This is a genomic window from Candidatus Poribacteria bacterium (assembly GCA_026706025.1).
Lineage (GTDB): Bacteria > Poribacteria > WGA-4E > WGA-4E > WGA-3G > WGA-3G.
The window spans coordinates 65,560-81,739 of sequence record JAPOZO010000056.1 but is presented as its reverse complement, the minus strand read 5'-3'; the positions used below and the strand labels follow the sequence as shown (position 1 = coordinate 81,739).

Sequence of the window (16,180 nt, the reverse complement as noted above, 5' to 3'; positions counted from 1 at the left end):
ACTGCCGATAGCCGATAGCCATTTCCCCCGACAGTCAATATGCCTATCCGACTCTTTTTCCTCGTTCCACTCTGTTTGTGCCTGCTACCGTGTCCCCGAAGTACGGCACAAGAATCCGCTGATGACCAAACGAAAGCCCTCGAACTTCCCACCTTTTCCGTTCTCCAGAAAACGGAGTCCTTTGAACTGAAAACCGATGCCCAGGAATTTACGGTGAAGTACCCACCGATTCTCCCAAACAGTGAACAGTTAGTCGCAGCGAACGGAAAAATCCTTGTCCGAAATGTAGACTATCAAATTGATTTCTATCCCGGAAAGATCACTATAGTAAAGCGGGATGCTATTACCGACCCCTATAGATTAAAGATAACCTATCGCACACTGCCTTTCGCAATAAAAGAGGTCTATAAACGCGACCTTTACGGTGAGCAAAACCCGGATAGCCTTCGGTTTCCATCAGCGGAGGCGTCATCAGAGAAAGAGAAGTCTGATGAGACAAACCGCTTTTTAACTGACAACCGACAACTGACATCTCCCGATAGCCAAACATCACAATTAGAAGTTTCCGGTAGCCAGACATTCGGTATCTCGGTTGGGAGTGGACGTGACGTGACACCGAATCAGGAATTGCGTGTTAATGTGGAGGGCAATGTTTCAGAGAACATCAGTATCCTCGCGCTATTATCCGACCAAGATTTACCAATTCAACCCGAAGGTACAACCGAGAGTATCCAAGACATCGATCAGAAGTTGGTGCGTATCACGCATCCGAATATGAGCGGCACATTAGGCGATTTTGAGGGATCACTCGGTGCCTCGGAGTTTATCTTCTTCCCACGGGCACTTGAAGGTGTACAAGTCGAAGGCGATTTCAAATGGGGGAAATTTCATCTCATTCCGAGTGCTATCCCGAAAGGACAGTCTACGAGTTTAGTCCTGCGCGGAGAGGAAGGACGGAGCGAATATCGACTCACAGTCGATGGACAATACGTCATTGTGAAAGCAGGCAGTGAAATCGTCTGGTTGAATGGCGAGCGGATGCGGCGCGGTGAAAACAACGATTACGTTATTCGAGAATATGGGGATCCGATCATCGAATTCAACAGCAAACACCTGATAACAAGCAACGACACGATTCGGATTGACTTTGAATATATCCCTGAAGAGCGGGCATATCAACAGAATCTGTACGGACTCAGCAGTGTCTTCACACTGCCCGGCGAACGGATAACCCTCGGTGCCTCCTATGCCGTTGAGGCGGACCTAAACCAACCCGAACAGGCTTTAATCCAAATCACGGACGCGGATCTGGAGGCACTGCGCCAAAATACCCTTGATCCAGAGGAAAACGGATCGCTGCTCACGGCACCGCAGAAACATACGGTATGGGGTGTTGAAAGTCGTGTGAATATCACCGAAAAAGCGTGGGTCGAAGGTGAACTCGCCTACAGCAATCTTGATAAAAACACCTATTCCACCGTAGACCGTAAAGAGGTGAGTCAGGCGTGGAAACTGATAGGCTATGCAGACTGGGATTTCGCTACATGGACGGAGAAGTTCCAACCTAAACTGAACACAAATCTTGACATACGGGCAATGGATGCCGATTTTGTGCCTGTCGGTGCCTCAAGTAGTAACCGTTCCCGTTCCCGTTATGAAACGCAATACGCTAAAGAGGGTTTTGATGATGCGTTTCTTTTTGATAGTGCTGGACGCTCACAAATTTCCCGAGATGAGAGAGCCGCGAACTTTGACATCCGACTGATACCGACAGATTGGTTAGCCGTTGATGCCGGAGTCGGTCGGACCGAGGAAAATAGCAGTCAGCAGTCAGCAATCAGCAGTCAGTCAGAGGGATCTGATTCACCAGGTGGCTTCCAGCAATTTGAAAAAACCATTCCTACCAACGCAACTATCCGTGATAATTTCAATTGGGGCGTAAACTTCAATCAACGTTCGGGCAGTGGGAGTATCCTGCCTACCCGCAGTCGTAGGGGCGAGGTAACCTCGCCCGTACCAAGCAGGCAAGCGAGAATGTCACCGGAAACACGCCATAGCGTGACTTCTGAAGAGGTGTCAGAAAAAGCACCGTCTAAGGGCGCGCAGTTGCTGAGGAAATTACCGAATTTCCGTTGGGATGATTATCGGAGCAGTTCGCATGTGGAGAGTGAAGATTCAACACGGACGCAGTCACAACGAAAGTCGCGACAGGAAGGTAACCTCTCCTATCCGCTCGGTCCCTTCAGAATTATTGGGACCTTGGGTAGGTTGGAATCGAACGAGGCACGCAATGCTACACTCAACCGAAAACGGAACCGCGCGATCGGACGCGTCAATCTCGTTGAATTCAGCTGGGTGTCCGTCAACACCAGTTACGAACTTGAGGAGGCTTATGCAAAAGAGCCGTTGCTCACTGTGGACGACACACCGATCGGTCTCTCCGATTGGCAGCGGAGCACTACGGCACGAACGTGGAAAGTCGGTCTCTTTTCACAACAGAAATCTTTTCTCAGCGGTGGCGTGAATCTGACAGCCAACTTGGCGCGTCGGATGCTGAAGGCACATACGGATATCGGTGCGAACACAACAACGCAACTTGCCGATATCAACCTTCAGTTGACACCATTCAGTCGCGCAATTGACATAGAACTCACCTACGAATTAGATAAAAAATTGACGAGCCAACGGCATGAAGTCTATACCAACATTCATCCACACACGGGTATTTTACTTCAACCCGGCGAAGGCTATTACGTGAAGCTGGACGATCTGCACTATGTAGAGGATCCCGAGGAAGGCACTTACATCAAAATCTATCAAAATGTTGGTGATAAACCGACAACGGCGGTGGATGCCGAATTCCGTATCCGTTTTCAACCACGTCAGTATTTTGCCCGGCGTGCCAGAGCGCGCCAACAGCAGCAACGTGAATCAATGTTGAAACGTGATAGTTTGCGTCCAACACCAAATGGTCGTCAGTCATCAGTTACCAATGATCGTAGGGGCGAGGTCCCCTCGTCCGCACGGGTTGGGAAACCTGAAGAAACACCCAAGCAAAAACACCCCTACGATAACCGAAAACTGATAACTGTTAACTATTTAGAATGGTTTCTCAGCGCGCTCAGAGGTCAAGTGCGGTTGTGGCTAACCGAGGAACAGGAGGTAGAAGATGCGGTATCTCTGTACCTGCTCCAAAGTTTACAAGGCGCGGATACGCTTTTCGGGCGGTTGAACCAGCACCACCGACTTGAGTTTTCACCCTCACCGGCGTTCAGCCTTGAGTTCAACCTCCGCACTGGTGAAACACTTAACAAGCGGATCAATAACCAAGAACGTCACAGACAACATAACACATGGGATGTCGGTTTCTCCGTGAATCCTACGAAACGCCTGTCTGTCGGCGCAAATTGGGAACAACGTCGGGAAAACGAAAAATATAGCCAATTCGATTTTTCGGAAGCACGCCATCGCGTGCCTTCCGAAGAGGACCTCACGCAGGAAACCGATCCTACCGATGCGATAGAAGATCCTCCGCCTACACCTATATCAGATCTCCGTCAACTTGAGCAGATAACTGAACTGAACCTCCGATACGAGTTGAGTAATACGCTACGATGGAGCGGGATCGGTGGCTATAAACAGACAACCGACGAGGAGCAGCTTGACGAAGAACCTGAAGCTAAGACACGCACCTTTTCTTATGAAAACCGTATCACGTATAGTCTCATCGGTAAGGGACGCGTTGATTTCAACTACAAACTCGGCTACGGTAAAAGCAGCGGCAGTATCCCGTTCGCGCAATATACTTTCTACGAAGGCATCAGCCACGAAGTTCGCACAACGGCGGATTACAGATTACGAAAATTCACCGATCTGTTGTTTCGACTTAATTATCGTTTACTCTCCACAAAGCAGCGCAAACCTGAACACCGCTTAGAGATGACAATCAGCGCAGAACTTTAACGTAATACTGGTACGCTCGTTTCCGATAACGATACTTGTTCCTAATTGGGCTGTTCGTCGGTGTTAGCCGAACCGGTGATAGCTTCATCCCAATCCCAAAAAAAGATTGTGCCGTCTTGTGCCGTGCTAACCAGTGTTTCCGCGTCAGGCGAAAATTTCAACGTCTCCACTTCCTGCGTATGCCCATCAAGTGCAGCGATTCTGTCTCCAGTCTTGACATCCCATAATTGGATTGTCCCGCTGCCATGCCCATTGATGAGAATTGCGCCATCCGGTGAAAACACCAACGGTTTTGGATAATCATGGTATGTCCGCCAACCTCGTTTATGCACAGTGCTAACCGAAAAAATTTTATGACCGGTACGCACGTCCCATAAATGAAGTTGACTCGGTGTACCCGCAGAGAGCAAGGCGCGGTCTGGTGAAAACGCCACTGCCGAAATATGCCCCAGATTCTCTTGTTCCGTCGGTTCTGCAAAGACAGCCAACGGTTCACCAGTCGCAACATCCCACATTCGGATTTCCCCTTCTGTAGTCCCACTCACAAGCCATCTACCATCTGGCGAAAACGCCACTGCTAAAACCGTTGGCATATTGTGGTGAAAACCGAGGGGTAGGTCATCATGAATCGGAATGACCAATTCATCGCCTGTTTCCGTATTCCATAAGCGAATGGCACCACTCGAAGTAATCGCCACCGTTTTAGTTCTATCGTCAGGAGAAAAGGTAAGTTCTCTGGCATGTTTCTGCCAGGTTGCGAGTTCGTCTCCTGTCGATACATCCGTCAACCGAGTTAGATTATCTGGATTCGTAAAAGAAGGGAACCCACCGAAACCTATCGTACCGTCTGCTGCTGCACTGACGAGTTTCGTGCCGTCCGGCGAAAACGCCACGGCTGAGTACCAATCCCGATGTCCTCTATTTTGGCGTAGGGACGAGGTTACCTCGCCCCTACGCTGCGCTGTTTCCACATCCCAAAAGGTGATCTCACCGTTAAACGCCGCGCTGACAAGTAGGGGGTTTTTGCTTGGGTGTTTCTTGGAGGTCGCCCCGTCCCTACTATTCTGAAAGAAGGTCGCCGCTCTTATGGATTGCGTGTGTCCAGTGATAAGGGTATCTGCTGGAGCCCCAGTCGTTGTCCGCCAGAATCGGATTGTGCCATCCGTACTCCCGCTTACGAGTGTACGACCATCGGGTGAAAATGCTAATGCCGTAATGCCGCTGATATGACCGGTGAGCGTCGCGAGGGGTTCTCCGGTAGTGGTATCCCACAATTGCACGGTTTTGTCAGTGCTGCCGCTGGCAAGCATTTTCCCATCGGGTGAAAACGCCAGCACATTTGTTGGTCCAGTATGTTTCTGCAGCGTCATCGAATCCCTGTCACCAGTAGTATCCGACAATCGGACTGTCATATCTGTGCTGCCACTGGCGAGACGGGTACCATCCGGCGAAAACGCCACTGCTAAGACCCAATTGTTTTTAAACATGCGATGCACAGGTTTATTCAACGGCTGAAGCGGCAAATCTACGTGTCCTTTGAGCGTCGATAACTTTTTACGGGTTGCTGCGTCCCATAACTGGATCATCCCGTTCCTTTTTCCAATCGCGATTTTATCGCTCGTCATCGCGTAAACACCGGTAAAATCCTCAGAACCAAAGAGACCGATGCCGAATAGCCCAGTTTTAAGGTGTTTTGTTTTCCCTTTCCCGTTCTCAATATTCAATCGCGTAATTGCAGCATGCCCAGAACTACTCAAACCGATCAGCGTTTTTCCATCTGAAGAGAATCGCAATACGGAAGCCTCCCCGTACAAGTCAATAAGCGGCACTTCGCGCTCGGTAGCGACCTCCCACAATTGGATGAGCGTCTCCTCAGAAGAAGCGGCAAGGAAACGACCATCCGGTGAAAATCTGAGGGCTTCACACATTCCGATACCAAGCAAAGATTTCTCCTCACCTGTTGCCACATCATACAGCCATACCCCGATATTACTACCCACCGCGAGTAGGGCTCCATCCGGTGAAAACTGGATTATGGTAATCCCACCTTTTCCGAAACGCGCTTTTGCCGCTTTGGGCAGCTGCCAATGTGCGTGGTTTTTAATTTTCTCGTTTGATTCTACTTCTGCAACCGATGCTGAAACGTCGTTAGGCTGCCGACTGATAGTATCCGCCTCACTCGGTGCATTGGCGTTTCCAAGTTGCGTCCGAACGTCCGGTTTGGCTTCGAGGTTCAGCACAACCGGTGCTTCAATGAGTTCAACTGTCATCTCTGATGCGGCATCAAAACTGTAAGGTTTCTGGAAACGGGATAAGTATTGCGTCCCGACACCCAACATCAAAAATACGACGACTAACGCTGAAACACCGATTGCCCATGGCACTAACGGTTTACTGCCGGACGGAGTAACGGGTTTCAGACGCGAGATTTCTTGCATGATATTCTCAGTAAGATTTGGCGTAATTTGGAAATTGCCTAAAGCTTCTCGAATCATCGGTTCCTCCTTCTTCAGACGTTGCCGAGCACGGTAAACGCGAGTTTTAATCGTCCCTACTGATACGCCTAAAAACTCGCTTATCTCCTTATACGTCATTCCCCCGAGGTAATGCAGCGTGATGACGGTGCGTTCACTCTCCTGAAGTTTCGCAAGCAACTTCTTGACGACTTCGCGCTGTGCTTCCGCCGTTTCCTGCTCGTTTTCCGCAATAACATATCCAGAATACGTCGCACTTTCTAACGTCGTGCTATTTATATCCTCCAACGACTGCGTTGATAAACGTTTCTTACGGATCCGCATTTTGCAGTAGTTTGTCGCTATCACATAGAGCCAACTCGCGAACCGCTGCGGTTTCTTCAGAGTAGAGAGTCTCTGATACGCCTTCAGGAATGTATCCTGTGTGATGTCTTCGGCGATATGGAAATCTCCGATCTTCCGCCACACCAGCGCGTGCACCGGCTTTTGGTATTTTTTCACAAGCACAGAGAACGCCGTATCATCGCCTTCGAGGACGCGTTGGATGAGTTCAGCATCGTTATTTTTCATCGGATACCTCTAAAAAGGGAATGTCCATCATTTCATATCAACATTTAATGATGCGAGTTGAGATGAAAAGGTCACACAATTCTGCAAATTTTTATTTCTCAAACGCCATAGGAAGATATAGGTTCCTGACAAGAGGCCTGAGATTCTATTCTGATAATAATGAGAGGTAAGGGAATCTGTGGTTGTTTGATTCGCTTCTGTTTCTATCTATTAGTAGAATTATAGCATAAATCCGGCTAAAAGTGTGTAGTCCTGTAGGTTGGGTTGAACGGATACTCCAAAACGCTGAAAAGTAATACAAGACTCAGCCTTCCATAGATGGCACGTCAAACAGAAAATCGAGAGAAACCCAACACTTTACGGTTTCCCTGCACCTGAGGTCTCAAGTTGGGTTTCTCTGCGTTTAGCGATTAGCGTATGGGGCCTACGGTACTAAATTGACACCTATGGTGCGGTTTTGCGGTGTACTCACCCCGGGGAATGCCCATAAGGCATTCATACCGTTGATTCATGCGATCTGCATTCCTAACCAAACCGGAATACCGTCTGGAGATGACGGTCAGTGCGGAGTTTTAATGCAAGTTGGGTGTGTTTAGATATCTTCTGTAGAATAGGCTGTTAGCCTGTTCACTCTTCCGTTTTAATGCAAGGGGTGTGTTTTTAGATAGATTAGATAGAAGTGAAATGGGCGGCGTTGTAGCACCGCCCACGCAAGATATACGCGTCTCAATTATTCGTCAAGATTGAAATGCAGCACCCCGCTGCCCCGCGTGCCGACATACAATACGTTCCCATCAACAGCAAGCGAGGACACCCTTTCTGGCACCTCTGATGCGATCTGTTTCCACGTGTCGTTTTTATTTTTCAACCGATAGACACCCGCCTTGGAAATACCATAAACCTTTGTACCATCAACAGCCAAGTGCTCCATAATGAGATTGTTTCCTTCTGCATCAGTGACGATATGCCAATGTCTTCCACCGTCTGATGTAATGATACCTGTGTCTGTTGCTACATAGACCGTGGAACCCGCAGACACCATATCATTGAAGGCTTTAACGGGAAACGGCAGCGCTGGCGTGAGATCAAGCCAATTATTTCCCTTATCAAACGAGACGACGAGGTGTCCGTCCCGTTTGCCGACGTAGACGGTGTTCCCTGAAGCCGCAAGTTTCAGTTCTCTGAATGCCAATTTCGGAGACAGTTCAACGGTTTCTTCCTGTTCGGTGTCGTACCATTCAGTGTCACCCGGTTCCCATCGGAAAAGTTTATAGTTGTATTCCATATAAAACGTATCACCGCTAACAGCAAACGCCCCCTTACGGAACCCTAATTGCGTATATATATCCGGCTGTCGAGGATCCCATCCTACCAACTGCTTGAAGAACTCGGTCGCGCCAGGAGCCTTTTCTCGCAACTGCTCAATGACCGATGCGTCTGATAGATTGGACCGGTTCCTTCTCATTTGACCCAACTCGAACGTTAATTCCAGTGCGTCAAAGATTGGCAAACCTTGTATCGGTATAAGCGAATTGCTATCTGTAGATACGCGATATAGGTGTGTTTTCCCTCTGCCAAGCGAATCCCCACCTTTTGCATAGATTTTACCATCAGCTTTGACAATATGGGTAATACTTGGTATACTTTCTCTGCGAGATGCTGTCATCGGCATTTCTATTTGAACGGTCTTCCAAGACTTACCATTATCGACAGTTTTTACAACCTTTTCTTCTTCATATCTCGCGTAAAGCGTCAGGGGCATGTTATCCCGTTTACTGTTTTCTCTATGCGCGATGAGATTACCGATTTGACCTGTATCCGGGGTGATGTTTACCATGTCCCATGATTTGCCAGCATCGGTGGAACGATGGAGTCCACTACGCCAACTCCCAACATAAAGAACGCTCTCGTTTACTGCTATCGCAACGTCTCCATCAGCATTCATTGGAGGGGACGTACCTGGTAATTGTGGTGGCAGCCACGTGTTTCCACCATCAGTAGAGCGCACCATTCCTTGTTCCATCGCCAAAAGTGTGTCACCTGCAGCAATAAGTTTAACAAAAGGGGGCCATCCTTTTACTGCCCACGCGTTTGTTGGCGTAATATCGTCCCACGAATTCCCTAAATCAGTTGAGCGGAATATCCACCAAGCCTGCTGCTGTCCCCTGGAAACTGCACGAGGATCCGCATCACTCATCTCCGCAGCAACGTAAAGTTTATTTTTTGTTGCGGCAAGTGAACGGATCCGTCCGACGGATACTGAAAACGCCACACGTTGCCAACTGTCAGCATTGAGGCGGTAGAGTCCATTGCTGGTTCCAGCAAACAAGGTGTCTTGCATATTGACTATAGAACGGATATACCCCATATCCCCCATCATTAACCCATCGTTTATTGCCTGCCACGTTTTACCGTTATCTTCAGAACGGAAAATTCCGTTTTCAAAAGCGGCATAAAACGCCCGCTCTGTTAGTATCAAGCCAATAGCATCATAATGTCTGTCTGGCAAAGCGTGTACCAAATCCCAGGTCTGACCATCGTCCTTTGAAGCAAGAAGTTCGTTTGCCAATATAATGTAAAGGGTATCTTTCCACTTTGCGAGGGGTGCAGTTGGAGGGCGAGAATTTAACAGTGATCTAAAATCAAAGATGTGTCGCCCCTCTTTTCCATCGGCTTCCAATTTGTAAACTTGCATATCAGCAAAAGTGTAAAGCTCACCCTCAGATGTCGCAAGTAAACCTTCTGCTTTACTTCCTTTGATCGGTCCTGCCTGAATCCACTGCTGTTTTGGTACAGAAACATCCTCTCCTTCTATTTCTGCGGCAGCAAACAAGACCTCATCAGGCTGCTGACCGACACCATCATTTTTACTGGACGCGACAGTGCTCCCGAGATGCGTTCGGACATCAGGTTTCGATTCAATATCTAATACGACTGGCGTTTCAATAATATCAACCGTCATTTCTGAGGTCGCATCAAAACTGTACGGTTTTTGAAAACGCGATAAGTACGCCGTGCCGACACCTAACATCAAAAAGACGACTGCTATTGTAGAAACACCGATTGCCCACGGCACTAACGGCTTGCTGCCTGATGGTGTAATCGGTTTCAGGCGCGAAATCTCATGCATAATGTTCTCTGTAAGGTTTGGAGCAATTTGGAAGTTTTCTAAAGTCTCTCTTATCATGGGTTCCTCCTTCTTCAGACGTTCTTGCGCACGGTAAACGCGATTTTTAATCGCACCGACCGATACACCCAAAAACTTACTGATCTCTGCATAAGTCATGCCCCCGAAGTAATAAAGTGTGATGACGGTCCGATCGCTTTCCTTTAATTTCGAGAGTAGTTTCTTGACAACTTCGCGTTGCGTTTCTATCGTCATTCGTTCATTTTCTTCAATGACATATCCAGAATACGTTGTTTTTTCCAACTGCGTGCTGCTGGTGTCTTCCAACGACTGCGTCCGTAAACGTTTCTTACGGAGCCACGTGTTGCAATGATTCGCTGTTATCACATAGAGCCAACTTGCAAAGGATTGTGGTTCCTTCAGCGTAGAGAGGCCCTGATACGCTTTTAGGAACGTCTCTTGTGTGATATCCTCGGCGATGTGGAAATCCCCAATCTTCCGCCACGCCAGCGCATGTACCGACTTTTGGTATTTTCTGACAAGCACGGAAAAGGCGGTATCATCGCCATCAAGGACGCGTTGGATGAGTTGAACATCATCGTTTTTCATCGACTACCTCTGGAATAAGAAATGTTCAGCATTTCATATCAACACATAGTGACGCCATTTGAGGTGAAAAAGTCACAGAATTCTGGAAAAAACTGGAGTGGGTTCATGATAAGAGGGTTAAAATTCCATTTTTTGGCAACGAGAGGTGAGGAGGATTTTCGGTTTCCAGAACACTGATGTAGACATCCCTATTTTCTCACAAATTCCGGTGACAGTCAATTTTTTATCTTTTTAAATTATGTGGTTTTAGTTTGTTTAGGTTGTTTCTACAGAGGACATACCTCAATCCAAAAATGAAGGCGAGGCACAGGGACCTCGCCAAACAAATCATCACGCTTTTCAAATTCAGTTACACCTAAAAACTTGCTGATCTCTTCATACGTCATTCCCCCGAGGTAGTAGAGCGTGATGACGGTGCGTTCACTCTCCTGAAGTGCTGTTAGCAACATTATAGCATAAATCTGACTAAAAGGATATAGATTCGGAAAAGTAGATTTTCAGGAGAGATTGCTTTTGAGGTAGGTTCAGTACCGCATCCACTGCCATAATTGCCCAAAAGTAGGACGTTTACCGTACATCAGAATCCCAACCCGATAGATTTTCCCGCTGATAAGCATGACCAGCAGAACAGTCGCGCACATCAACAAGATATTCAGTAGAATCTCCCATAAAGGCGGCATTAGCACGTTGATACGCATGAACATAAGTATCGGCGAGAAAAATGGGATGTGGGAGAGCAACACACTGAGTGTCGAATCGGGGATCCTAAATAACTGGAACATCAGTATGAACGGGATAATGATGAGCATCGTGAGGGGGCCTCCTGTCTGCTGCGCCTCCTCTTCACTGCTGCAAATCGCACCGACAACAGCATAAAGCGTCGAATACATAAAGAAACCGATAATGAAATAGACAAAGAAATATGTAAGTATCTCGGTACCACTCGCTTTGATAGTCCCAATTACTTGGATAAACTGTATAGGCAGACTATCAATGCCAAAGATGCCGAGTAGCGGCTTTATGTTCATAACCAATAACACACCAAATATCACCCAGATAGCAAACATTGTTAAACAGACAGAGCAAACCCCAATGAGTTTTCCGAGTAAGAGCTGATGCGGTTTTATTGAAGAAATAATCACCTCAACAATCCGAGTTGTTTTTTCTTCCAGCACACTCCGCATGATGGAGTTGGCGTAGATGATAACAAACAGGTAAAGCACAAAAACAAGAAGGTAGCCGAGTCCGAGCCGCGCTCCCGTCTCTAAAGCACTTTCAACTTTAGCACCACCGTCTTTCCCCTTGCCACTTTTGACAGCATAAGCGTTGAAGCCAACGGAGCGCATGAGTTGACGGACTTCACGCTGAGAATAACCGCTCTCAGCAAACCGTTTGTCCCGGACGATGTCTGAAATGATACGGCGGAACGCGTTTTGTATATTAGAATTTGTCACTGTTCTGGCGTAGAAACGGACCCCCCCACTTGCAAAAACATCCTTCGGGATTTCAAGATAGGCGTAGAGTTCTTTTGTCCTGACGCGTTCCTGGAGGGCAGTTTTTTCGGCTTCTGTGGTAGTGGTCTCCTCATGCAGCTGATAGACAAGTTCACCCTTATGCTGAAAAGTCGGATGCTTGGCAACAGCCGCTTGCATCTGCTCAAAGATTTCACCCGTCTCATCAATGACCGCAAGTTTTCTCATCTCTTCGGTTTTGTCCTCCATAATTGCGAGAAAACTGGACAATAATACCAACCCACACATCAAAACCGGCATGAGAAACAAGGAAGCAATAAATCCTTTAGATTTAACGCGCGTCATATATTCACGTTTGATGACGGCAACAATTTTATTCGGCATTTTGCACGACCCCTCCGTGTGCTTCAACGCTCTGGACGAAAATTTCGTGCAACGTTGGCTCCATCAATTCAAACCGTGTGACATCAACACCCTTTTCAACCAATTCTTGGAGAAATGGACGATAGTCTTCCGGTGTCTTCAACTTGATCTCAGCGTACTGTCCGAAATCGTTGACCCCTTGAATGCAAGCGGAATTGCGAATTGGTTCCAGACTACCGATGTATTCAATCTCAACAGAATTTTTACCGAAGGCACGCTTCACGGCGCGGAGTTCGCCTTCAAGTAACACCTCACCTTGATGAATGAGACAGATGCGATCACAGAGTTTCTCCACCTGCTCCATCACATGCGTTGAGAAGATGATCGTACTACCGTTCTCACGCAACTCAAGCATCAAATCTTTGAGGAGTGTCATGTTAATCGGGTCCAGCCCGGAAAAAGGTTCATCAAGAATAATCAACTCCGGTTTGTGGATGACCGTCGTAATGAACTGAATTTTCTGTGCCATTCCCTTAGAAAGTTCATCAATCCGTTTGTTTTCCCATTCCGATAGCTGCATCTTCTCCAGCCACTGCTCAATTTCGCTGAGTGCCTGCTGTTTGTATAAACCTTTTAACTCGGCGATAAAGAGGATAACATCGCGCACCTTCATTTTCCGGTACAAGCCGCGTTCCTCCGGCAGATACCCAATCTGATCCAAAAAATCTTGGACCTGCCGATTGCCACTGAACGTAATGTTGCCTGCATCTGGTGCAATAATGTCCATTATCATGCGGAGTGTCGTTGTTTTTCCGGCACCGTTGGGCCCCAAAAGTCCGTATATGCTCCCTGTTTCAATACTAAAGGAGATATCCGATACCGCTGTAAAGTCACCAAACCGTTTATGAACATGTTCAAGTTGAAGGAGGTTCATCTTTTTCTCCCAAAATTTCGTAAAAATGTACCAACACGTGCGGTATTTTCCATATTTTTAAGAAACACCCCAGCAAAAACACCCCTAAACCCCCAACCCCTTATCAGGCGGTTGGGACTTTAAGAAACCGTGTGTAAGTCCTAAGAGCGTTTGTAAACCCAAACCTCTTCTGACAGCGCGTACCTATAAAATCCTTATTCAACGATGGCAATTTCAAGTTGATTAAGCGTTCGAAGAACGTCTTCAGCGAATTCCAACAGCGTATCTGATTCCAAGGTACTTCCGTCGAGTTGAATATGATTCGCATCGGCGATGGTCTGTCCCCATGTTGGATCCATCTGTACCCACCTGCCGACGTAGACTTCAGCCCAGAAGTGGTAGTAAAAGGCATCCTGCTGTGCAAATGCGATACCGGAGCAGATGCGTGCCGGAATTCCAGCAGCCCGGGCTAAAGCAATAAAAAGCACAGTGTGTTCCGTACAATCCCCGGAGAGCGATTCCAGGGCAGTTAATGATGAACCGAAACCGCCACTCATTTTTTTATCCGTAATGGCTGTATGAACCCATTGGCATAATTTTTCTGCCGCACGCCACGAATTAATTTCCCCATCTAATATTTCCTCGGTTTTCGCACGAATCGCTGGTGCGTCGGCTTGAATGTAAGCACTCGCGCCAAGGTATTTACCTTCAGCATCCTGGATCGGTAAATCGGGGCAATCCTCTGATGCGACTGTTGGCACCTGAACCGAAAGTCTACCTGATTGCTCACTGTTTGCTTCCAGTTTTTGACGGGAATTAGACATGATGGTATCAGCGATACTTCCTGATGTCAATTTTACGTCGGCTTCAAAGTTTCTGGCGTTTCGCGCAGGGGGTTTGCCGGAGGGAAGAATACGCGTTTTTAAAACGATATCAACCTCTTCCGTATCGCCAAGGGCGGCCTCCTTATCGGTTTTTGTTGTTACCATAGAGACACCCATCATCGGTGTCTGGGTTCGGTAACTTACGCCATCAGCATCAAGCCAGACCTTCGTGGTAAGCCTATTCATCATGTCCATCGTTTGACGTAAGACATAGACCTGTTTTTCCTCTGACTGATAGGTTAAGGTGTCTTGCGCTTCAACCTCAATCTCTGTTTTTACCGGTCTTAAGAGGTCGAGGCTGAAAATGTGGAAGTTCCGCTTGTCGCCTATTTTAAGACCCTGTTGAAAAAGCGATTCCACACTTGTATATTCAGAAATTGTATCCGGTGGCACTGGCACTTCTGATTCAGTCGTCTCACCGTTGAGCGTTGTTTTAATGTGTGCCACACCCTCTATGATGCGTCCCTCTACCTGTTTTAAGCCGGATTCATTGGAGGAGAAAAGAAAGTGGCGCGGTATTAAATCGGTCCCTATATACTCAACGTGGGCCCTTTCAATTGTTACATCGCTCCCGAGTCCCTTAAGATTTATAACCGTATTAATTTTATTCCGATCCACCTCTTCCCCTTCGTACTCGGTTTTTTCACTGGATATGTACATGTAACCGATCTTAGTATTCATCAAGGTGAGGTTGTACCAGTGTTCTTGCGGATTTTGTGGCATGTTTTCAGGAATATCTTCTCTGTCTACCTGCGCCGCAGCAAATAAGACAGCATCAAGTTGCTGACCGGCACCATCATTTTTATTTTCTGCGGCAGTGCTACCGAGCTGCGTTCGGACATCCGGTTTCGATTTAATATCTAACACGACTGGCGTTTCAATAATATCAACCGTCATTTCTGATGTCGCGTCAAAACTGTAAGGTTTTTGGAATCGCGACAGGTATTGACTGCCGACACTTAACATCAAAAACACGACTAACGCTGAAACACCTATTGCCCACGGCACCAATGGTTTGCTACCAGACGGTGCAACCGGTTTTAGACGCGAAATCTCGTGCATGATATTCTCAGTAAGATTCGGCGTAATTTGGAAGTTGCCTAAAGCCTCTCGAATCATCGGTTCCTCCTTTTTTAAGCGGCGACGTGCACGGTAGAGACGATTTCGAATCGCCGCCTCCGATACACCCAGAAACTTGCTTATCTCTTCGTACGTCATTCCCCCAAGGTAATAGAGCGTGATGACAGTCCGGTCACTCTCTTGTAACTTCGCAAGCAACTTCTTAACGACTTCGTGTTGTGTTTCAATCGACATCCGCTCGTTCTCCTCAATGACATAGCCAGAATACGTCGCTTCTTCTAACTGTAGGTTGCTCGTGTCTTCCAACGTCTGCGTCCACGCCCGATTTTTACGGAGCCATGCCTTACACTGATTCGCGGTTATAACATAAAGCCAACTCCCAAAACGCTGCGGTTTCTTTAATGTTGAGAGTCTCTGATACGCTTTCAAGAACGTATCCTGTGTAATATCCTCGGCGATATGGAAATCTCCGATCTTCCGCCATGCCAGTGCATGGACGGATCTCTGATATTTTTTCACGAGCACGGAGAACGCAGTATCATCGCCACCAAGGACGCGTTGGATGAGTGCAGCATCGTTGTTTTTCATCGGACACCTCTGCAAAGGGAATGTTCATCATTTCACATCAATATATAGTGACGCGACGAGCGGAAAAATAATCTCACAATTCTGAAAAAGGTAGGACCAATGCATATAAATCGGGTTGAGGTTCTATTTTACTGATA

The 16,180-nt window shown here is 47.4% G+C and carries 6 protein-coding genes; 1 reads left to right on the top strand and 5 read right to left on the bottom strand.

Annotation, left to right across the window (positions count from 1 at the left end; genetic code table 11):
• Positions 1-39: 39 nt before the first annotated feature.
• Positions 40-3,963 (top strand): hypothetical protein, encoded by a 3,924-nt coding sequence (locus OXH00_12955; protein ID MCY3741924.1) that lies wholly within the window; start codon positions 40-42, stop codon positions 3,961-3,963.
• Positions 3,964-4,004: 41 nt separating this feature from the next.
• On the opposite strand, the gene OXH00_12950 is transcribed toward OXH00_12955, so the two are convergent.
• From OXH00_12950 to OXH00_12930, 5 genes are all read right to left on the bottom strand, one after another.
• Positions 4,005-7,007 carry a sigma-70 family RNA polymerase sigma factor gene (locus OXH00_12950; GenBank protein ID MCY3741923.1) on the bottom strand — a complete coding sequence of 1,001 codons (3,003 nt, stop codon included), beginning with the start codon at positions 7,005-7,007 and terminating at the stop codon, positions 4,005-4,007.
• Between the two features lie 730 nt (positions 7,008-7,737).
• Complete coding sequence (locus OXH00_12945; protein MCY3741922.1) at positions 7,738-10,743, bottom strand: sigma-70 family RNA polymerase sigma factor; 3,006 nt, start codon at positions 10,741-10,743, stop codon at positions 7,738-7,740.
• 524 nt (positions 10,744-11,267) lie between these two features.
• Entirely contained in the window at positions 11,268-12,599 is a 1,332-nt protein-coding gene (locus tag OXH00_12940) for an ABC transporter permease (protein ID MCY3741921.1), read from the bottom strand.
• Positions 12,589-13,512, bottom strand: coding sequence for an ATP-binding cassette domain-containing protein (locus OXH00_12935; protein ID MCY3741920.1), 924 nt, complete (start codon positions 13,510-13,512; stop codon positions 12,589-12,591). The genes OXH00_12940 and OXH00_12935 overlap by 11 nt, the downstream gene beginning before the upstream one ends.
• A 194-nt stretch (positions 13,513-13,706) precedes the next feature.
• Positions 13,707-16,043, bottom strand: coding sequence for a sigma-70 family RNA polymerase sigma factor (locus OXH00_12930; protein ID MCY3741919.1), 2,337 nt, complete (start codon positions 16,041-16,043; stop codon positions 13,707-13,709).
• Positions 16,044-16,180: the final 137 nt, after the last annotated feature.

What these genes read in the sequence shown, in the direction of transcription:
- OXH00_12955 (MCY3741924.1), top strand. Translation starts at nt 40, where the DNA reads ATGCCTATCCGACTCTTTTTCCTCGTTCCACTCTGTTTGTGCCTGCTA.
- OXH00_12950 (MCY3741923.1), bottom strand. Translation starts at nt 7,007, where the DNA reads ATGAAAAATAACGATGCTGAACTCATCCAACGCGTCCTCGAAGGCGAT.
- OXH00_12945 (MCY3741922.1), bottom strand. Translation starts at nt 10,743, where the DNA reads ATGAAAAACGATGATGTTCAACTCATCCAACGCGTCCTTGATGGCGAT.
- OXH00_12940 (MCY3741921.1), bottom strand. Translation starts at nt 12,599, where the DNA reads ATGCCGAATAAAATTGTTGCCGTCATCAAACGTGAATATATGACGCGC.
- OXH00_12935 (MCY3741920.1), bottom strand. Translation starts at nt 13,512, where the DNA reads ATGAACCTCCTTCAACTTGAACATGTTCATAAACGGTTTGGTGACTTT.
- OXH00_12930 (MCY3741919.1), bottom strand. Translation starts at nt 16,043, where the DNA reads ATGAAAAACAACGATGCTGCACTCATCCAACGCGTCCTTGGTGGCGAT.